The 18295-nt window shown below is 73.5% G+C and carries 20 protein-coding genes; 12 read left to right on the top strand and 8 right to left on the bottom strand.

The genetic code is table 11. From position 1 onward, the window contains the following. Both ETD96_RS21955 and ETD96_RS21950 read left to right on the top strand, forming a co-directional pair. Positions 1-371: sensor histidine kinase (locus ETD96_RS21955; protein WP_240807996.1), on the top strand; the 371-nt coding region annotated here is incomplete at its 5' end. 161 nt (positions 372-532) lie between these two features. After that, positions 533-1096 (top strand): DoxX family membrane protein, encoded by a 564-nt coding sequence (locus tag ETD96_RS21950; protein ID WP_240807995.1) that lies wholly within the window; start codon positions 533-535, stop codon positions 1094-1096. Positions 1097-1200: 104 nt separating this feature from the next. On the opposite strand, the gene ETD96_RS21945 is transcribed toward ETD96_RS21950, so the two are convergent. Together ETD96_RS21945 and ETD96_RS21940 are read right to left on the bottom strand one after the other, a co-directional pair. Continuing rightward, positions 1201-2658, bottom strand: coding sequence for a bifunctional aminoglycoside phosphotransferase/ATP-binding protein (locus tag ETD96_RS21945; RefSeq protein WP_240807993.1), 1458 nt, complete (start codon positions 2656-2658; stop codon positions 1201-1203). A gap of 261 nt (positions 2659-2919) precedes the next feature. Next, the gene (locus tag ETD96_RS21940; protein ID WP_171069166.1) at positions 2920-3192 is read right to left on the bottom strand and encodes a GyrI-like domain-containing protein; all 273 of its coding nucleotides are present in this window, start codon (positions 3190-3192) and stop codon (positions 2920-2922) included. 92 nt (positions 3193-3284) lie between these two features. Here ETD96_RS21940 and ETD96_RS21935 point away from each other — a divergent pair, with 92 nt between their 5' ends. The 6 genes from ETD96_RS21935 to ETD96_RS21910 all read left to right on the top strand — a co-directional run bounded on the left by ETD96_RS21935 (position 3285) and on the right by ETD96_RS21910 (position 8413). Continuing rightward, on the top strand, positions 3285-4505 hold the full coding sequence (locus ETD96_RS21935; RefSeq protein WP_205719390.1) for a TIGR03617 family F420-dependent LLM class oxidoreductase: 1221 nt from the start codon (positions 3285-3287) through the stop codon (positions 4503-4505). 314 nt (positions 4506-4819) lie between these two features. After that, entirely contained in the window at positions 4820-5644 is an 825-nt protein-coding gene (locus ETD96_RS21930; protein WP_138638352.1) for an MOSC domain-containing protein, read from the top strand. An 85-nt stretch (positions 5645-5729) separates the two neighbouring features. After that, entirely contained in the window at positions 5730-6320 is a 591-nt protein-coding gene (locus ETD96_RS21925; protein ID WP_138638344.1) for a helix-turn-helix domain-containing protein, read from the top strand. Positions 6321-6348: 28 nt separating this feature from the next. Beyond that, positions 6349-6720, top strand: a complete 372-nt coding sequence (locus tag ETD96_RS21920) for a hypothetical protein (protein ID WP_138638343.1) — start codon at positions 6349-6351, stop codon at positions 6718-6720. Next, the gene (locus tag ETD96_RS21915) at positions 6717-7616 is read left to right on the top strand and encodes an ABC transporter ATP-binding protein (protein WP_138638342.1); all 900 of its coding nucleotides are present in this window, start codon (positions 6717-6719) and stop codon (positions 7614-7616) included. Before ETD96_RS21920 ends, ETD96_RS21915 begins: the two co-directional genes overlap by 4 nt. Further along, positions 7616-8413: an ABC transporter permease gene (locus tag ETD96_RS21910; RefSeq protein ID WP_138638341.1), complete on the top strand. Its 798-nt coding sequence runs from the start codon at positions 7616-7618 to the stop codon at positions 8411-8413. The genes ETD96_RS21915 and ETD96_RS21910 overlap by 1 nt, the downstream gene beginning before the upstream one ends. A gap of 64 nt (positions 8414-8477) precedes the next feature. On the opposite strand, the gene ETD96_RS21905 is transcribed toward ETD96_RS21910, so the two are convergent. Next, on the bottom strand, positions 8478-9143 hold the full coding sequence (locus ETD96_RS21905; RefSeq protein WP_138638340.1) for a PaaI family thioesterase: 666 nt from the start codon (positions 9141-9143) through the stop codon (positions 8478-8480). A 114-nt stretch (positions 9144-9257) separates the two neighbouring features. Between ETD96_RS21905 and ETD96_RS21900 the strand changes: the two genes are divergently transcribed. Then, positions 9258-9947 carry a TetR/AcrR family transcriptional regulator gene (locus ETD96_RS21900; RefSeq protein WP_205719389.1) on the top strand — a complete coding sequence of 230 codons (690 nt, stop codon included), beginning with the start codon at positions 9258-9260 and terminating at the stop codon, positions 9945-9947. Positions 9948-10017: 70 nt separating this feature from the next. Here ETD96_RS21900 and ETD96_RS21895 read toward each other — a convergent pair whose 3' ends face one another. Together ETD96_RS21895 and ETD96_RS21890 are read right to left on the bottom strand one after the other, a co-directional pair. Then, the gene (locus ETD96_RS21895; RefSeq protein ID WP_205719388.1) at positions 10018-11295 is read right to left on the bottom strand and encodes a glycoside hydrolase family 6 protein; all 1278 of its coding nucleotides are present in this window, start codon (positions 11293-11295) and stop codon (positions 10018-10020) included. A 114-nt stretch (positions 11296-11409) separates the two neighbouring features. After that, positions 11410-11994 carry a TIGR03086 family metal-binding protein gene (locus tag ETD96_RS21890; protein WP_138638339.1) on the bottom strand — a complete coding sequence of 195 codons (585 nt, stop codon included), beginning with the start codon at positions 11992-11994 and terminating at the stop codon, positions 11410-11412. 67 nt (positions 11995-12061) lie between these two features. Here ETD96_RS21890 and ETD96_RS21885 point away from each other — a divergent pair, with 67 nt between their 5' ends. Beyond that, complete coding sequence (locus tag ETD96_RS21885; protein ID WP_138638338.1) at positions 12062-12841, top strand: helix-turn-helix domain-containing protein; 780 nt, start codon at positions 12062-12064, stop codon at positions 12839-12841. 27 nt (positions 12842-12868) lie between these two features. Here the strand turns inward: ETD96_RS21885 and ETD96_RS21880 are convergent, their stop codons facing one another. Beyond that, a complete protein-coding gene (locus ETD96_RS21880; protein WP_138638337.1) occupies positions 12869-13594 on the bottom strand; it encodes a DUF4386 domain-containing protein in 726 nt (241 codons plus the stop codon). A gap of 358 nt (positions 13595-13952) precedes the next feature. Between ETD96_RS21880 and ETD96_RS21875 the strand changes: the two genes are divergently transcribed. Continuing rightward, a complete protein-coding gene (locus ETD96_RS21875) occupies positions 13953-15575 on the top strand; it encodes a GMC family oxidoreductase (protein WP_138638336.1) in 1623 nt (540 codons plus the stop codon). After that, on the top strand, positions 15572-16372 hold the full coding sequence (locus ETD96_RS21870) for an enoyl-CoA hydratase/isomerase family protein (RefSeq protein ID WP_240807991.1): 801 nt from the start codon (positions 15572-15574) through the stop codon (positions 16370-16372). Before ETD96_RS21875 ends, ETD96_RS21870 begins: the two co-directional genes overlap by 4 nt. Before the next feature lie 64 nt (positions 16373-16436). Here ETD96_RS21870 and lexA read toward each other — a convergent pair whose 3' ends face one another. Further along, entirely contained in the window at positions 16437-17099 is a 663-nt protein-coding gene (lexA, locus tag ETD96_RS21865; protein WP_138638335.1) for a transcriptional repressor LexA, read from the bottom strand. Between the two features lie 184 nt (positions 17100-17283). Next, positions 17284-17913, bottom strand: coding sequence for a hypothetical protein (locus ETD96_RS21860; protein WP_138638334.1), 630 nt, complete (start codon positions 17911-17913; stop codon positions 17284-17286). Positions 17914-18295: the final 382 nt, after the last annotated feature.

The following is an 18295-nucleotide window of genomic DNA, read 5'->3' as shown; positions in this document are numbered from 1 at the left end:
GCAGCCGGGTGCACGCGCTGGTGGACGCCGCCGCCGAGCAGTTGGGGTTCGCGCCGTCGGTGCGGCTGGACGGGCTGCTGGACACCGCGGTCGATGACGAGATCGGCGAGCATCTGCAGGCCGTCGTCCGGGAGGCCCTGTCCAACGTGGCGCGTCACGCCCGCGCGTCGCAGGTCACCGCCATCGACGTCGATGACGTGCTGTGTCTGCGGGTGGAGGACGACGGCGTCGGCATCCCCCAAGGAGGCCGCCGCAGCGGCCTGCGCAACATGAGCGAACGCGCCGAAAAGCTCGGCGGCTCGTTCACCACCGAACCCCGCCCGGACGGCGGGACGATCCTGATCTGGCGGATTCCGCTCAACGACCGATAGGCCGGAGCCCCGGTGGCGAAGGACCTTCAGTCCCTTCAAGCGGCTGTATACGGGGACCTTTGTCCCGTTGATCGTGCGCCGAAGGGACCTACAGCGCGTCCCGCGATGGGGGTTGAGTAAGGGGTGATGGAACCGGCGATGTGATGGAAGGTGAGACGGCGATGGCAGTCTCCGAGCACAAGACGCATGCGGGGCGCGGCACCCTGATCCAGGTGGTGGCGCCGAGGCCGCTGACCGAGACGCCCGCCGCCCGCTACGCCTGGGCTCTGGCCCGGTTGGCGCTGGGCTGGATCTTCGTGTGGGCGTTCGTGGACAAGGTGTTCGGTCTGGGCCACGCGACTCCGGCCGGGAAGGGCTGGCTGGACGGCGGGAGCCCGACCGAGGGGTTCCTGGCGCACGCGCCCAAGGGCCCGTTCGCGGGGTTCTACAACGACCTGGCCGGTGCGGCGTGGGCGGACTGGCTGTTCATGATCGGTCTGGCCGGGGTCGGTGCGGCGCTGATGCTGGGCATCGGGATGCGGATCGCCGCCGTCGGCGGCGCGGCACTGCTGGTCATGATGTGGACGGCGGTCCTTCCTCCGGAGAACAACCTGTTCATGGACGACCACATCGTCTACGCGATCCTGATCATCGGGCTCGCCTTGGTCAGCGCCGGCGACACCCTGGGTCTGGGCCGCTGGTGGAGCGGCACCGCCCTGGCCAAGCGCTTCCCCTTCCTCAAGTAGCCAACAGCAACACCCCTTCAAGGACGCCCGCCCCACCCGGCGGGCGTCCTGCCATTTGCTCGTCCTTCTCCCCGGCTGAGCGAAACGGCCGATGTGTGATGGTCCTACCGGTGCTCGGTGCCGTGCAGCTGGACGATGCCCAGCGCTTGCTCGACGGCGTGGTCCAGCGTGCCGCTGGTGTCGACCGGGGTCGATTCCGGCCATGGCGCGGCATGCGCGTGCATGGCGGCGGCGATGGCCGGGTCGGCGTCGGAGGCGCCGCGCTCACGGTCGCGGATCCGTTCGACGGTGAGGGCCTGCGGGGCCTCGCAGCGCAGGGACGACAGGTGCGCGTGCTCGCGTTCGGCGACCAGGGCCGGGAGGTTCCGCTGCTCGCTGGACGTCCAGGAGGCGTCCAGGATGACCGTCTCGCCCAGCCGCAGCAGTGCGGCGGCGCGGTCGGCGAGTTCCCGGTAGGTGCGGTCGTTCCATTCCGGGCTGTAGAGGCCGGTGCCGTAGGGCGCGGCGGCGGAGTCGAGCGGGGCCAGCCCCGCCAGCTCCTTGCGGGCGCGGTCGCTGCTGAGCACCGAGCAGCCGAGCCGGTCGGCCAGCGCCCCGGCCAGTGAGGACTTGCCGGTGCCGGGCAGGCCGCCCACCAGGATCAGGCGGACCCGTCCCGCGCGCAGATGGCGCAGCGCGACGTCGGCGTAGGCGCGTGCCTCGGCGGCGGCGTCCGGGTCGCCCTGGCCGTGGCGCAGGCACGCGACCTTGGCGCGGACGAAGGCCCGGTAGGCGATGTAGTGATGCCGCAGCGACGACGGTGCCGGGTCGGCGGCGAAGGCGGCGTAGGTGTTGAGGAAGTACTCGCCCAGGTCGGGGGCGCCGAGGCGTTCGAGGTCCATGGCCAGGAACGAGGCGTCGTCCAGAGCGTCCAGGCTGCGCAGGGTCTGGTCGAACTCCAGGCAGTCCAGGACGCGGGGGCCGTCGTCCAGGCAGAAGATGTCGCCGGCGAGCAGGTCGCCGTGGCCGTCCAGGACGCGGCCGTCGGCGATCCGCGCGTCGAACAGGGCCCGGCGTCCGTCGAGGAACTCGTCGGTGAGCGCTTCGATCTCGGTGGCCACCGCGGCGTCGAGCACATCCCCGTGAAAGGGGCGGACCTGGTCGAAGCTGTCGTGCCAGCGGGCCTGGACGGCGTCCCGAGTGCCCTGCGCGGAGATCTCCGGCGCGCGCGGGGCGCGGGCGTGCCAGGCGGCCAGGATCCGCGCGGTGTCGCGCAGCGCGTCCCGGACCGGCGCGCCCTCCGTGACCAGCGTGGCCAGGCGCCTCTCGGCGGGCATCCGGCGCATCACGACCAGATGCTCGCAGACGTCGCCGTCGGGGTCGTGGACGTCGGCGACACCGAGGTAGACGTCCGGGGCGAACCGCCGGTTGAGCCGGACCTCCTCGTGGCAGGCCCGCTCGCGCCGCTCGCGGGTGCTGAAGTCGAGGAACCCCAGGCTCACCGGCTTCTTGACCTTGTAGGCGCGGTCTCCGGCGAAGAAGACCACACCGATATGGGTCTCACTGACCGCGGCGTTGTCCACGGGCATCACACTCTCGGCTACGGGACGGTACGGGTGCTCGCCGTCGGGTCGTACCCGGCGTTGTGGACGACATCCACGGCGGCCGGGGCTCAGCGGCCATGACCCACATCGGCGACCTCCCTGGGTCGCTTCCACCCTTCCTCGGCGGACGATCGCCAATTAGGGCCGCCCGTCCCGGCGGATCGGGACCTTCGGCCCCGCGACCTCACCCGCCGCCCGCCCGCCCACCGGCAGACGGGCGGACGCCTCCCCGGTGAGGAGTCAGGCGGGGCGGACCGGGTGGCGGAGGATCGTGCGCATCTGTGCCGGGTCGGTCTCCTGGACGTCGGACAGGTAGATCTCATGGTGCAGGCCGTTCATGACCAGCACGGAACGCTCCATGAACGCCTCCATCAGGGCCAGCGTCTTCGGTTCGTCCGCGTAGGCGCCGCGGTGCAGCACCTGCACGCACCCCTCCGTGAAGGTGACGAGCTGGACGCGGGCGGCCGCGGGGTCGTCGGCGGCCCGGCCGCCTCGATCAGCCGGGCCGCGCACGCCGAGGTGGCCGCCCCGATGGCCGCCTGGTCGGCCACCTCCCGTGCCATCACCACCCGGCGGGCGGGTTCGCGTGCGGGGTACGCGCCCGCATGGAGGCCGACATCGCCCGCCGGAGACGCGCCCTCGCGGCACTGGACCGGGTCCTCGCCGCCGGGCTGCCGCAGCCGGACGTGGCGCTCAGCATGGACGCTCCCACAGTGGGAGACTCCAGCGCCGACGCGACTGGCACACTGTTTCACCACGGTATGCGCGCGCGCCGCCCGCACCCCTGGAACGGAGACCTGCCTGTGAAACTCGATGTGCAGCTGGACGGCAGGCCGGACGAGGCGGCGCAGCGCGCCCGGACGCTGATCGCCGCCGGGGTCGACGGACTGTTCACCTTCGAGGGCCCGCACGACGTGTTCCTGCCGCTGGCCGTCGCGGCCGGCTCGTCGGACGTCCCGCCGACCGACCTGATGACCAACGTCGCGATCGCGATCCCGCGCAGCCCGATGCACCTGGCCAACACGGCCTACGACCTGCAACTGCTGAGCAAGGGCCGGTTCCGGCTCGGGCTCGGCTCGCAGATCAGGCCGCACATCGAGAAGCGGTACGGCGCGTCCTGGAGCAGGCCGGCGGCCCGGATGCGCGAGACCGTGCTCGCGGTGAAGGCGATCCTGAACTCCTGGCAGGACGGCACCCGGCTCGATTTCCGCGGCGAGTTCACCCGGCACACCCTCATGCCCCCGACGTTCGCGCCCGGGCCGAACCCGTACGGCGTGCCGCCGGTCCTGCTCGGCGCGCTGGGCCCGCTGATGACCCGGACCGCGGCCGAGGTCGCCGACGGGCTGCTGGTGATGCCGTTCCACAGCCGCCGGCACTTCCGCGAGCGCACCCTCCCGGCCGTCGCCGAGGGCCTGGAACTGGCGGGACGCGAGCGGATCGACCTGTACCCGCAGGCGATCGCCGCGATGGGCCGCACCCCCGCCGAGATCGAGGCCGCGGCCTTCGGCGTGAAGGGACTGCTGGCGTTCTACGGCTCGACTCCGGCGTACAAGCCCGTCCTGGACGTCGAGGGCTGGGGCGATCTGCAACCCGAGCTGAACGCGCTGTCGAAGACCGGCGACGTCATGACGATGATCGGCCTGATCGACGACACGATGACGCGGACGCTGGCGGTCGTCGGAACGCCGGCCGAGTGCGCCGCCGAGATCAAGGACCGCTTCGGCGACGTCGCCGAGCGTGTCTGCGCCTACTTCCCCGGAACGACGCACCCGCCGGAGACCATCACCGCCCTCGCGACCGCGCTGCGGGGCGAAGCCGCCGCCTGACCCGCTCGCCCAGCAGCAGTGTGCGGGTGTGCCCGTGGAAGTCGGCGGGGCAGTGCGTGCGCCCCGTCCATTCCCGCCAGCGGTCGAACCGGTCCGCCGACGGGAGTCCTCGGTCCGGTACACCGTCTCGATCAAGGGGATCTCCACGACCGGAACAGCGTGCGAACGGTCCGCCTGAAGGCGAGGGCCGGCCGCCATTCGGGGACCCTGCGTCAAGAAAGCGGAGAAGCCGCGTCGAACCCGCGCAGTGGATCGTCCGGGGCGGTGACGTAGCGTATGCGTCGGCTCGGTGATCAGGAGGGGACGTGGGAGAGATGGCGGGAACGGCCGTGGCGCTGTGGCGGTATCCGGTCAAGTCGATGCTGGGGGAGGAGCTGTCCTCGGCGGAGATCGCCTCGACCGGTGTCGCCGGTGACCGCGGATGGGCGCTCCTGGACGCCGAGACCGGGCGGATCGCGAGCGCCAAGAGCCCCCGGCTCTGGCGCGCCCTGCTGACGATGTCGGCGGTGGCCGACGGCGACGGGGTCCGGATCACCCTGCCGGACGGCCGGACGGTGCGCAGCGGCGACGCCGCCGCCGGCGCGGAGCTGTCCAAGGAGCTCGGCCGGGAGGTCGTGCTCACCGACACCCGTCCCGAGGGGGCCACGCTGGCGCGCGCCGTCCCCGACCAGGTGCTCGCGGCGGGCGTCACCGCCGAGGTGGAGGACGAGGAGGTCGTGCTCGGGCAGGGCTCGCCGCCCGGCACGTTCGTCGACTTCGCGCCCGTCCACCTGGTCGGCACGGCGACGCTGGACGCGATCGCCGCGGCGGGGGAGCGCGGCGTCATGGAGGCGGCGCGGTACCGGCCCAACATCGTGCTCGGCACCGACGGCCCGGGTTTCGGCGAGAACGCCTGGGTCGGCCGCGAGCTGCTGGTCGGCGAGGCCGTCCTGCGCGTCATGGCGCCGACGCCGCGCTGCTCGGTGCCGACGCTGGAGCACGGCGCGCTGCCGCGCGACACCGGCGCGCTGAAGATCCCCGCGCGGCTCAACCTCGTCGAGCCGCTGCCCGGGTTCGGGGAGCGCCCCTGCGCCGGCGTCTACGCGCAGGTCGTGACGCCGGGCCGGGTGCGGGCGGGGGACGCGTTCCGCCTTCTGTGAGAGCGCGGCGAACGCTGTGAGCGTCGTCCGCGGCCGGCGCCGCATGGGCGGCTATTCTCATTATCGATAGTGATAACATGCAGGTGTGAGCATATCCAAAGAGCGCTGGGCGGAGCTGGCGCTGCATCCGGTGCGGATCCGGATCCTGCGGTCGGTCGCCGGCGGGCGCCGCACCACGCGCGACGTCGCGAACCTGCTGCCGGACGTCCCGCAGGCGACGCTGTACCGGCACCTCGCCGCCCTGGTCAAAGGCGGCCTGCTGGACGTGGTGGAGGAGCGCAAGGTCGGCGGCGTGGCCGAGCGCGTCTTCGCCCTGCCGCCCGGCGGCGCGACGCTCGAGGGGGACGCGCTGGTCGCGGCGACGCCCGCCGACCACGAGCGGTACTTCACCGTCTTCGTCTCCAGCCTGCTCGCCGAGTTCGCCCGCTACCTGGCGCGCGACCGGGTCGACCTGGTCGCCGACGGGGTCGGCTACCAGCAGGTGGTGCTGCACCTGGACGACGCCGAGTTCGCCGAGTTCGCCCGCGGCTTCGGCGAACTCCTCCAGCCGCTGCTCGGCAACGAGCCGCGCGAGGGACGGGTGCCGCGGCTGCTCGCGACCGTGCTCATGCCCCTCGACCCGCAGCCCTCACAGCCCCCACCCCCCTCGACACCGAACGACGACGCCGGCCCCTGAAAGGCCGGCCGTAGAGAAAGGCCCTGCCATGGCAGAAGTGACGATCGCCGAGAACAGCGTCGACATCGAGTTCGACGCCTGGGAGCGGATCTGGACGCGGCGCGGGCGGGTGACCGTCCCGCTCGCCGCCGTCACCCGGGCCGCCCGCGTCGAGGCGCCGCTGCGGGCCGCGCGCGGATCCCGCCGCGGGCTGGCCGTCTCGGGCTTCGCCAAGATCGGCGTCTGGGGCCTGCTGCGCGGCCCGCGGCTGCTCGTCTCCGCGCGCCGCGGACGCCCCGGCCTGCACCTGACCGTGAACCGCGCGATCAGCGGGGACGAGTTCGACGGCATCGTGCTGTCCCACCCGGACGCGGCCCGGCTCGCCGACCGCGTCCGCGCCGCGATCGGGGCGCGGACATGACCGGCGGCCTGCGCGTCGAGGTCTCCGGCCTGACCAAGCGGTTCGGCGACGTCACCGCCGTGGACGGGGTCGGCTTCGCCGTCGAGCCCGGCCGGATCACCGGGTTCCTCGGCCCGAACGGCGCCGGGAAGACCACGACGATGCGGATGATGGTCGACCACGTCGTCCCCACGTCCGGCTCGGTGACCATCGGCGGCCGGCGCTACCGGGACATCCCGCGTCCCACGTCGACGGTCGGCGCCGCCTTCGGCGCGCTCTCGTCCCACCCCGGCCACTCGGCCCGCGCGCACCTGCGGGTGTACGCGGCGATGGGCGGCCACCCCGACTCCCGCGTCGACGAGCTCCTCGCCCTCGTGGACCTCGCCGGTGTCGCGCACCGCCGGACGGGCGGCTTCTCGACCGGCATGCGCCAGCGCCTCAACCTGGCGACCGCGCTGCTCGGCGACCCGCGCGTGCTGCTGCTGGACGAGCCCGGCAACGGCCTGGACCCGGCGGGGACGGCCTGGCTGCGGTCGTTCCTGCGGCACCTGGCCGGCGAGGGGCGGACGATCCTGGTCTCCAGCCACGTGCTCGGCGAGGTCCGGCGGCTGGTCGACGACGTCGTGATGATCAGCGGGGGCCGCCTGGTGGCGGCCGGCCCGCTGGCGGACATCGCCGGCACCGCGCCGGCCGTGCTCGTCGAATCCCCGGACGCCGAGGCCCTGGCGGGCGTGCTGGCCCGGGAGGGGGCGGTGCGGCGCATCGAGCCCGCCGGGCCGGGGCGGCTGCGGGTGCACGGCCTCGGCGCGGCCCGGGTCGCCGACCTGGCCGCCGCGCACCGGGTCCGCGTCCACGGCCTCGCCGCCGAGGAGCCCGACCTGGAACGACTCTTCTTCGAGCTGACGGGGGGCGCGTGATGGCACGGCTGGTCAAGGCGGAGTTCCGCAAGCTGCTGGCGACCCGGGCGTGGCTGCTCGTCCTGCTGGCGGGCGGCCTCCTCGGCGGCGGCCTCGTCGGGATGATGACCCTCGTCGGGCCGGAGAACTTCGACCCGCCGATGCCGGGGCTGGACACCGAGGAGGGCGTGCGGGGCCTTCTCGGCATCCTCGGGTACACCGCGTTCGTCCCCGCCGCGATCGGGACGCTGGCCATGACGTCGGAGTACCGGCACCGGACCGCCGACGTCACCTTCCTGTTCGAGCCCCGCCGCTCGCGGGTCCTCGCCGCGAAACTGCTGGCCCACGGCGCCGCCGGCGCCGCCTACGGGCTCGTCCTCGCGGGCACGGCCGCCGCGGCCTTCTTCGGCGCCTCCGCCGCGCGCGGCCTGACGCCGGGGATGCCCGCCGCCGACGTCCTCGGGATCCTCGCCCGCATCGCGCTGGCGATGGTGGCCTACACGCTGCTCGGCATCGGCATGGGCGCGCTGATCCGCAACCAGGCCGCCGCGCTCGTCGTGGTGATCGGCTACCTGTACGCGGGGGAGATGACGCTGATGATGATCCCGGGCGTCCGGGAGCTCTACCCGTGGCTGCCCGGCGGCGCGACGGCCGCGCTGACCGATTTCACGGCCGTCACCGACGCGATGTCCGAGCAGCTGTCCGCCGACCCGGTCCGGCTGCTCTCGCCCGCCTGGGGCGCGCTGCTGCTGCTCGCGTACACCGCGCTGGCCGCGACCGCCGCGATCGTCCGCCCGATGCGCCGCGACATCACCTGAGCGGCGGGGCATAGCGGGCTCTATGTGCTTCACGGCCCCCCGCGGGCCCTCGGCCCGGGGGCCGTCAGCCGTCCGCGGTCGGCGTCCCCGCGGGCTGGATGAACACCCCGTCGGCTTCGACGGTCACCCCGTCGGCGTCGGAGATCGACGCGACCACGAACACCTTGCGGCCCTCCTCGCGGACGATGCTCGCCTCCAGGCGGAGCGGGCCGAGGGGAGTGCCGCGCCGGTAGCGCATGGTGAGCGTCCCCGTGAAGGTCGTCCGGCGCATCGCGGACGCCGTCACCCCCATGATGTGGTCGAGGAGCATCGCGGAGACGCCGCCGTGCACCAGCCCGGGAGGCCCTTCGTACGCCGCGCCGAGGACGACGTCGGCGTGGCACCCCGACGGGCCGTGGACGACGTCCAGCGGCGGCGCGATCGCGTTCGCCGCGCCGACCACCGCGTTGCCCCAGTTCCAGGCCCGCATCTCGGAGTTGTACCTGATGCCGGCGGGGCCGGGCAGCTGGGCGGCGCGCAGCCGGTCGACGAGCGCGGCGAGCTCGTCGCGGACCCGGTGCACCTCGTCGTCGGCCACCGTCGTGCGGATCGTGGCGTCGACCAGTTCGCGGACGGTTCCGGCCAGCGACGCCATCACCGCCTCCCGGCGGTCCACCTCGGGGGTCGGCGTGTCGTCGCGGACGAACCCGCCCACGCCCACCGCCCCTGCATCGGGGAAACGGCTCGTCATGCGCCGACCGTATACCGGAAGGCCCGGCGCCGCCAATCATCACATAGATGTCTCTATGTATAAATCGAGCGCCGGAGACGGCCCTCGGCGCGCCGCCGGATCTACAATCGGCCCGTGACCGAGCCCTCGACCGGCCGGGACGCGGAGCCGCGGGGCGCGGCGGGCCCCGGCGTCACCGGCGCCCCGCGCAACGCGCGCGGCGCCCGGCTCAACCGGCGCGGTCTGGAGACGCGCGCCAGGGTGATCAGGACGGCCGTCGGCATGCTCGCCGACGGCGGCCGCGGCGGCGAGATCAGCGCCAACCTCGTCGCCAAGCGGGCCGGAGTCACCTGGGGCACGGTCCAGCACCAGTTCGGGGACGTCGACGGGCTCTGGGCGGCGGTGCTGGAGGAACTGGGCACCCAGGGCGACATGCTGCCGTGGAAGGAGATGGACGACGGGTCCGTCACCGAGCGGATGACCCGGATCGTCGACGCGCTCTGGGCGGGGCTCGACTCGCCTCCCGGACGGGCGGTGGCGACCCTGCGCGGCCTGCTGCCCCGCGACACCGCCGAGTTCACCGCGACCTACCCGCGCACCGCCGAGCAGCTCAACCGCTGGGACCGCCGCTGGCGGCGCGCCTACGCGCGGGCGTTCCGCGGGCTCGTCGTCGACGCCTACCGGCTGGAGCGCGTGCGCCACCTCCTGCCGGCCGCCGTCCACGGGCTCTACATGGAGCAGCGGCTCAGCACGTGGACCGACATCGACGAGGCGCGCGCCGTGCTGGCCGAATCGGTCGCCGGCTACCTCGAATCCCGGCACTGAGGAACGCGGGACGTCCAGGCGCCGCGACCAGGGGCGGCGGCGCCCGGACGTCCGGATGCGGTGCGTCCGGTCAGCGGAGCGGAGGCACCGCGCGCTGGGAGAGGCCCAGGGCGTACTCGGCCCACCAGGCGCCGGCCGCCGGATCGACCACGCCGTACTCGGGATCCTCCGGGCCGGCGGTGCCGCGGGTGCACTGGCCGTCGGACTCGCCGGGACGCTTGATCCAGAGGAAGGCGTCGACCAGGGGGTCACCGGTGCGGGTCGACGGCCGGTAGCCCAGGCCGCGTCCCGGCGGGTTGCACCACACCTGCGGGTCGGAGTACTGGCCGGCCGGAGGCGTCCACGGCCCCTGGCCGTTGCGGCTGGTGTCCAGGACGAAGTGCGTGAGCTTGCGCGGGTCGTCCGGGACGGTGGCCAGGTCGGCGTCGGAGCAGCCGGCCGCGCCCGTCGTCTGGCGGAAGCGCAGGCACTTGGACAGCCGGGTGCCGTACGCGACCAGTTCGTCGGTGGCGCGGTAGTTGGAGACGTTCAGCGCGAACCCGTCGGCCTTGGCGATGCCGCCCTTGAGGAGGCGGCTCGCCATGCCGAGCTGGGCGCGCGGTTCGCCGTACCCGGCGTCGTAGTCGTCGAGCGGCTGCCAGTCGGAGTGCCCGGAGTCCACGTAGACGCCGGTGCGCGGCAGCCGCTGGAGGGTGTCGACCGCGTAGTTGATCTCGCGGAACCGCTCGTCGACCCGGGCGGGGTCCTCGGGGGTGCCGGTGGTACCGCCGCCGCCCTCGTTGCACCACGGTTCGCTGGACAGCAGCGCCAGCCCGTCCGGCTCGACGATCACCACGGCGCGGGCGCCGCCGATCCCCCGGGCGAAGGCGTCGATCCAGGCGCGGTAGGCGGCCTCGTTCGCGGCGCCGCCCGCCGAGTACTGCGAGCAGTCCCGGCCCGGCACGTAGTACGCCACGAGCACCGGAACGGCGTGCTGCCGGGCGGCGCCGACCATCGTCCGCCGCACGGCCGCCCGCACCTCGGCGGGGGTGCCGCCGGTGAACCAGACCGCCTGCGAGACCTTGGACAGGGCCCGCATGTGCGCGGCGTCGTCATCGCGTCCTTCGGCCGCCCAGATCTCGGCCTGCCGTGCGGCGTTGCCGTCCGGCTCGACATAGAACGTGGCCTTCCGCTTCAGCGGATCGTCGTGCCCTAACGCCTGCGCCGGCGCCGGTGCCGCGAGGACCGCGACGATGCCCGCCGTGGCGGCGGCGAGCATCCCGATGCGTCGTCTCATCCGGTACTCCAGGGTCTCGGGGGTGGGGGACGCGCCCACCGCATGGGAGCGCTCCCATGCTGGGAGTCTCATCACCCTCCGGAGATCCGTCAAGACCCAACATCACGCCCCGGCCCCGCGCCCGGCGGCGGCCCCGCGTCAGGGCACTTCGCAGCGGACGCGGGGCCGTCGCCGAACGGTGAAAGGTCAGGCCGGGGGCGTCCAGCCGGGGTCGCGGCCGGAGAGCGCGACCGCCCGCCGGAACGCCGGAGCGTCCGCGTCCACCGGCACCGGGTCGGCGAACCCGTCGTACTGCCGGTACAGCTCGGCCTGCTCCTCGACGACGCCCAGCAGGAACTCCCCGGCCTCGGCGGAGACGCCGAACTCCTGCCCGGTCGCGGCCGCCACGTCGAAGCCGTGCAGGGCCGTCTCCAGGATGAGCAGCGAGGCGACCTCGGACGCGGGCGACGCCGCGGACCCCAGATCGATCTCGCCCTCCCATACGGCGGGGTCGGCCCAGGCCGCCACCGCCCGGTCGAGCTGGGCGGCGTACTCCTCCGCCCAGGCCGGGTCGGCGGTGAAGTCGCGTTCGATGAGCTGTTCCGGAAGCTGCTCGCGCAGCGCGCGGCGCTCAAGCCCGTGCGAGGTGAAGACCACCCAGTGGTTCACCAGCGCCCGCAGGTCGAACTCGGCGCAAGGGGTCGGGCCGGCCAGCCTCTCCCGGTCCACGCCGCGGGCGACGCGGGCGGCCTCGGTGGCGCATTCCTTCATATACGCGTGCAGGTCGTTCATGGTCCCCACGCTACGGAGACCGCCGGGGGCAGATCTTGGAGGAACGCGCCAAAGTACTCTGGTGCGCATGGGGGAGATGGGACGCGGCGTGCTGTATCCGCACATGAACGCGTCCGTCGCCGATCTGGACCGCCGCCTGCCGGGCCCCGCCCTGGCCCGGTCCGTGGAGCTCTACTGGCGCGTCCGCTGGCACACGGCAGAGCCGTATGAGACCAAGGTGCTCTCCCATCCCAACGTCCACCTCGTCTTCGAGGAGCCCCGCGCGCTGGTGTACGGGGTCGATCGCGGCCTGTTCGTGCGCCGCCTCGAAGGGCGCGGCCAGGTCCTGGGGGTGAAGTTCCGGCCGGGCTGCTTCCGCTCGTTCATCGACGGGCCGGTCAGCGCCCTGGCCGACCGCAGGATCCCGGCGGCGGAACTGCTCGGCCCGGCCGTCGACGAGGTCAACCGGGCCGTTCTCGGCAGCGCCGATACCGACGGGATGGTCCGCGCGGCGGAGGAGTTCCTGGAGCCGCTGCTGCCCGAGCCGGACCCGGTCGCCGAACAGGCCGCGGCCATGGTCGGACGCATCACCGCGGACCCCGGTCTCTTCCGCGTCGACCAGGCCGCCGAGAAGCTGCACGTGTCCGTCCGGACTCTGCAGCGGCTCTTCGCCGAGTACGTGGGGGCGAGCCCGAAGTGGGTGCTGCGCCGTGCCCGCCTGCATGAGGCCGCCGCGCGCGCCGACCTGGGCACCCGCATCGACTGGTCGTCGCTGGCCGACGACCTGGGCTACTACGACCAGGCCCACCTGACCCGCGACTTCACCGCCGCAGTGGGCGTCTCCCCGGCTCGCTACGCACGCTCATAGCGCGTCCGGCGGGTTCGTTCCTGGGCGTCAGGCCGAGGACGGGGGCGGCGCGGGGACGGAGCGGAAGCCCTTGGCGATGAGCCAGATGCCCAATGACGCTTCCCACACGATTTCCGGTGCCGTGAACAGGAAGTTCACCGCGGACTGCTGCTCGTAGGCGCCGAACAGGACGGCCGTCGCGGTGGCGCAGGCGATGGGGCCTCCGATGAGCCCGATGAGCGCCATGGGCCGTGGCACCAGACCCGACCGGTACATCAGGTAGCCCAGCAGGATCCCGTTGCCGAACCCCGCGCAGAAGGCGGGACCGAGCAGGAACGTCTGGTCCTTGAACGCCACCAGTGACCGGCCGATCAGCGCGGCGTCGGCGCCGCCCTCGCCCGCCAGGTCCTGCCGCAGGGCCACGACGGCGAGCACGCAGGCGATGCCCATCACGATGACGGTCGATTCGAGGATGCGCGTGCCGACGTAACCGAGCGCGATGCCCTCGCTCTGCCGCTTCAGGACCGGGAACAGCACGACCGCCGTGGCGACGTTCGCGACGGCGGTGAGGATTTCGAGAAGCGCTCCGAGCTGCACGCGCCCGTCCGCGCCCGCTCCCAGGATGTAGTCCGCGTCATTGAGGACCGGGTCGTACAGCAGCACCGCCGGGATCGATAAGACGAAGGTCAGGACGAACCAGACGCCGGCGATCCTGGCGGTGCGCTGAACGGCGTCCGGCGAGGTCTCCGGAATCCGTGAACTGGTCGTTTCCACGTGACTCTCCAAGGCTTGGATCGGCCCCGCCCGCTTGCCGGGTAGCCGTAGGGAACCACGCCGGACGGGCGCTGTCCCCGTCTGCCGGTGGCCGGTTCCAGCCGCGTGCGAGTGCTGCCGCGGAACGGGGCGGATCGGCTTCGGCGAGTCCCCGCAGGACCGCGCATGGGTGGGCTTCACGGTCGTGGAGGCCGTGCCGCCCGGCCGACGACCCCTCCTCGCGCTTCGGCGGGGAGGGGTCGCCTCTTCGCGCGGCCGCGCGGGGCGGCGTGGCGCATTGGTAGAACGTGTTCTACTCTGGGGCCTGGAACGCTGACTGGACAGCTGTCCACTACCCCTGGTGTGCGCGGAGGTGCTCGTGGTTCGGGCCGATTACGTCGTCGTGGGCGCGGGCAGCGCCGGGTGCGCGGTGGCGCGCCGCCTCGCCGAGAGCGGCGCGAGCGTGGCGGTGCTGGAGGCCGGGGGCCGGGACACCGCCCGCGGGGTGAAGAACCTGCTGGAGATCCCAGGCGCCGTCGCGGTGATGCTCTCCACGCCGCAGCTGAAGAAGCTCGTCGACTGGGGGTACAAGTCGGTGCCGCAGACGGCCGCGTGGGGGCGGGTGATCCCGCAGACCCGCGGCAAGGTGCTCGGCGGCTCCAGTTCGGTCAACGGCATGCTGTTCGTGCGCGGCAACCGGCAGAACTTCGACGACTGGGCCGCGGACGGCGCCACCGGCTGGTCGTACGACGACGTCCTGCCGTACTTCAAGAGGCTCGAAGACTGGGAGGACGGCGCCGGCGAGCTTCGCGGGGCCGGCGGCCCCGTCCGGGTGCGCCGCCAGAAGGACCTCACCGACGCGTCCCGCAGCTTCATCGACGCGGCGACCGACCGGCTCTCTGTCCCGTTCCTGGACGACTACAACGGTCCCGAGCAGGAGGGCGTCGGCGTCTTCCAGTTGAGCGCGGACGGCGGCGTCCGCTACTCCGCCGCCCGCGCCTACCTGCGCACCGACCCGCTGGACAACCTCCTCGTCCTCACCGACGCCAGGGCCACCCGGATCGTGCTGACCGGCGGCCGGGCCACCGGCGTCGAGGTCGTCGGGCCGGACGGGGACCGCCACGTCGTCGCCGCCGACCGGGAGGTGATCGTCTCGGCGGGCGTGTTCGACTCGCCCAAGCTGCTGCAGCTGTCGGGGATCGGCCCGGCCGCGCACCTGCGCAGGCACGGCATCGAGGTCGTCGCCGACCTGCCGGTGGGCGACAACCTGCACGACCACCTGTTCGTCCCGGTCTCGTTCCGGATGGACTCCGCACTGCGGCGCCCGACGCCGGCCTACTTCATGCGCGGTCTCGCGCAGGCGCGGCTGCGCCGCTCCGGCTGGGCCAGCGGCTCGCAGTTCGAGGCCACCGGGTTCGTCCGCACCTCGCAGGCCGGCGCGATCCCCGACCTGCAACTGCACGCGCTGTACTGGGTCTACCCGTTCCCCAACCAGGACGGCGACAAGCCGGTGCGCCCGCCCACCAGCAAGCCCGGCCTCAGCGTGTTCCCGACGCTGATCTATCCCGAGAGCCGGGGCACGGTCCGGATCGCCGGACCGGATCCGGCGCTCCCGCCGCTGATCGACCCCGCGTACCTGTCGGCCGGCAAGGACGCCGAGGTCCTGCTGGAGGGCATGGCGATGGTCCGCGCGGTGATGGACGGCATCGGCGACAACCAGGGCGAGATCGTGCCCGGGCCCGACTACGCCGACCCCGCCGAACTGCGCCGGTTCCTGCCCAACATCGTCCACTCGGTCTACCATCCGGCCGGCACCTGCCGGATCGGCTCGGACGAGCGCGCCGTCGTCGACCCGCGGTTGAGGGTGCTCGGCGTGGAGGGCCTGCGGGTGGCCGACGCGTCGGTCATGCCGTCGGTCACCGGAGGCAACACCAACGCGCCGTCGATCATGATCGGCGAGCGCTGCGCGGACCTGGTCCTGGGAACGGAGGCACGGAAGTGACCGAGGGCACCGAGATCCTGCTGGTCGAGGACGCCGACCGCGTCCGGACGATCACGCTCAACCGGCCCGCCGCGCTCAACGCGTTCAACGAGGCCCTCTACGACGCGCTCACCGAAGCGCTCCGGGACGCGGCCGAGGACCCGGCGGTGGCCGTGGTGCTGCTGACCGGCGGCGGCCGCGCGTTCAGCTCCGGCACCGATCTGATCGAGATGGCCGAGCGCGTCACGAACCCGGACTTCACGCCCGGCAAGCACGGGTTCATCGGCCTCATCGACGCGCTGGCGGAGTTCGACAAGCCGCTGGTCCTGGCGATCAACGGGCTGGGCCTCGGCATCGGGCTGACCGTCATCGGCTTCGCGGACCTGGTCCTGATGTCCGAGGACGCGCGGCTGAAGACCCCGTTCACCAGCCTGGGCGTCGCGCCGGAGGCCGCGTCGAGCTACCTGCTGCCCCGCCTGGTCGGCCGCCAGAACGCCGCGTGGATCCTGCTGTCCGCGGAATGGATCTCGGCGGCCGAGGCCAAGGAGATGGGACTGGTCTGGCGGGTCTGCGAGCCCGCCGGCCTGATGGCGGAGGCGCGGCGGGTCGCCGCCACCCTGGCGAGCCGTCCGATCTCCAGCCTGCGGGAGGTCAAGCGCGACATGACCGCGCCGCTCCGCGAGGAGATCCAGCGGGCGCGGGAGCGGGAGAACGACGGCTTCGCGCGGCTCATGGGCGGCCCCGCGAACGCCGAGGCGCTGGCGGCGTTCGCCGAGGGCCGCGATCCCGACTTCACGTCACTGCCGCCGGGCTGGTAGACCCCGGCGCGCTCGGCGTCCGGTACGACCGGCCGGAGGGGCGGCGACGAGGCCGCCCCTCCCGTCAGAGGCTGCGGACCACGGAGACGACGATGCCGAGCACGACGGCCTTGTCGCCGTCGATGACCTCGTAGGCGGGGTTGCGCGGTTCGAGGAGGACGTGGCCGTCGCGGCGGCGGTACACCTTCACGGTGGCCTCGCCGTCGATCATGGCCGCGACGATCTGGCCGGAGTGGGCCTCCTGCTGCTGCCGCACCACGACGATGTCGCCGTCGCAGATCGCGGCGTCGATCATCGAGTCGCCGCGGACGCGCAGGCCGAAGACGGTGCCTCGCCCGGTGATCTCGCGGGGCAGCATCAGCGTGCCGTCCATGTGCTCCTCGGCGGAGATCGGCGCGCCGGCGGCGATGTGCCCCACCACGGGAACGGTCACCGGGCCGTCGGAGGACTCTCCCGGCGGACGCTCCTGGAGGAACACGCGCACGTCGATCGGACGCGACACCGCGTTGCCGCGCCGCAGGAACCCCTTGTCCTCCAGGCTCGCCAGGTGGCGCGACACCGACGACGTCGACCGCAGGCCCACCGCGTCCCCGATCTGGCGCGTGCTCGGCGCGTACCCGTACCTGACCGCCCAGTCGCGGATCATGGCCAGCATCCGCTGCTGGCGCGGCGGGAGGGCGGAGGCGTCCAGGTCTCCGAACACGTCAGGGTCACTGTAGGCGGTCACCCCGGAATCATAGGGGTGCCGGGGCCGGCGGCACGGCTGGCGCGCGGGCCCGCGGCGGCGTCGGCGCGGAGTGCCGGTGGGTCCGGGGCCCCCGCTCCCGTCGAAGGTCCGCCCGCACGGACGTCTTCGAGGCGACCCACCGGCCTCTTCATCGGCGTGTTCCGCCGCCCTGGTGACCGGCTGGTCAGGGCGTGGCGGGCAGGACGATGCGGGGCGTCACGGCGAGGCGCAGGCCGAGGACGCCGTAGGTCAGGCCGAGCCAGGCCGTGCCCGGGTAGGTGCTGCCCTCCTCGCCGAGCACGGCCTGCCCCACGCCGGCGACGACCAGCCACAGCCCGCACAGCAGGAAGTGCCAGCGCAGCAGCCCCCGGTAGCGGCCGACCCTCGCGACGGCGATGCCGATGACGAGCATGCCGAGCATCGACAGCGGCCAGCACAGGTCGAACGGGATCACCCAGGCGGGGGTCTCGTCGGGGTAGGCGATGGCCAGCGGGCACCAGATCAGCGCCGGGACGAACAACGCCATCTCCACCATGGCGATGTAGCGGCCCTTACCGCGTCCCGTGGCGTTCGTGGACAGCACCAGCGCCACCAGGGACAGGACGCCGAACAGGAACGCCATGCTGCCCCAGATCTCCACGGGGACGACCTCGTCGTGGACGCGGTCCCCGGCGATGAGCAGGCCGGTGATCCAGGCGGCGGTGCCGGCGGCGAGGGCCGCGCCGGTGAGGCGGGTGCGCAGCAGCAGCCCGCCGGGCCCCGGATCGGCCGGATCGTTCGGATAGACGGAACTCGGACGGATGTGGACGGTCATCGGCTTCTCCCCGTGACGAGGCGGCGGCGCCCGGTCGCGCCGCCGCTCACCGCCGACGTTCCGTCCCCGATGTCCCGGGCGGCCAGGGACCCGGGCGGCGGACGCGGCCCGGGTCGGGACCCGTTCCGGCGGGTGACCGGTGTCCCCGGCGGCCAGGGACACCGATCCCAGGCAGCCGGGACGCGGCGGGAGCCATGCTGGCGGGGTGAGGAGCGCCCGACCCGCGCCTCGGGCCGAGCGGCTCCTGAGGCGGACCGCCATCGCGGTCGCCGTGCTGTGCGCCGCGGCGACCGCCGCGACGGCCTGGCTGGACGTCCTGCTCGCGGGGGCGGGCAGGCCGCCGGATCCGCTGGACTGGGCGCACTGGGGGTCGGCGGGGTCG

The organism is Actinomadura geliboluensis, from assembly GCF_005889745.1.
Classification (GTDB): Bacteria; Actinomycetota; Actinomycetes; order Streptosporangiales; family Streptosporangiaceae; genus Spirillospora; species Spirillospora geliboluensis.
This window is presented reverse-complemented; position numbering and strand designations above follow the sequence as displayed.

What these genes read in the sequence shown, in the direction of transcription:
- ETD96_RS21950 (WP_240807995.1), top strand. Translation starts at nt 533, where the DNA reads ATGGCAGTCTCCGAGCACAAGACGCATGCGGGGCGCGGCACCCTGATC.
- ETD96_RS21935 (WP_205719390.1), top strand. Translation starts at nt 3,285, where the DNA reads ATGGAGGCCGACATCGCCCGCCGGAGACGCGCCCTCGCGGCACTGGAC.
- ETD96_RS21930 (WP_138638352.1), top strand. Translation starts at nt 4,820, where the DNA reads ATGGCGGGAACGGCCGTGGCGCTGTGGCGGTATCCGGTCAAGTCGATG.
- ETD96_RS21920 (WP_138638343.1), top strand. Translation starts at nt 6,349, where the DNA reads ATGGCAGAAGTGACGATCGCCGAGAACAGCGTCGACATCGAGTTCGAC.
- ETD96_RS21915 (WP_138638342.1), top strand. Translation starts at nt 6,717, where the DNA reads ATGACCGGCGGCCTGCGCGTCGAGGTCTCCGGCCTGACCAAGCGGTTC.
- ETD96_RS21910 (WP_138638341.1), top strand. Translation starts at nt 7,616, where the DNA reads ATGGCACGGCTGGTCAAGGCGGAGTTCCGCAAGCTGCTGGCGACCCGG.
- ETD96_RS21905 (WP_138638340.1), bottom strand. Translation starts at nt 9,143, where the DNA reads ATGACGAGCCGTTTCCCCGATGCAGGGGCGGTGGGCGTGGGCGGGTTC.
- ETD96_RS21895 (WP_205719388.1), bottom strand. Translation starts at nt 11,295, where the DNA reads ATGAGACTCCCAGCATGGGAGCGCTCCCATGCGGTGGGCGCGTCCCCC.
- ETD96_RS21890 (WP_138638339.1), bottom strand. Translation starts at nt 11,994, where the DNA reads ATGAACGACCTGCACGCGTATATGAAGGAATGCGCCACCGAGGCCGCC.
- ETD96_RS21885 (WP_138638338.1), top strand. Translation starts at nt 12,062, where the DNA reads ATGGGGGAGATGGGACGCGGCGTGCTGTATCCGCACATGAACGCGTCC.
- ETD96_RS21860 (WP_138638334.1), bottom strand. Translation starts at nt 17,913, where the DNA reads ATGACCGTCCACATCCGTCCGAGTTCCGTCTATCCGAACGATCCGGCC.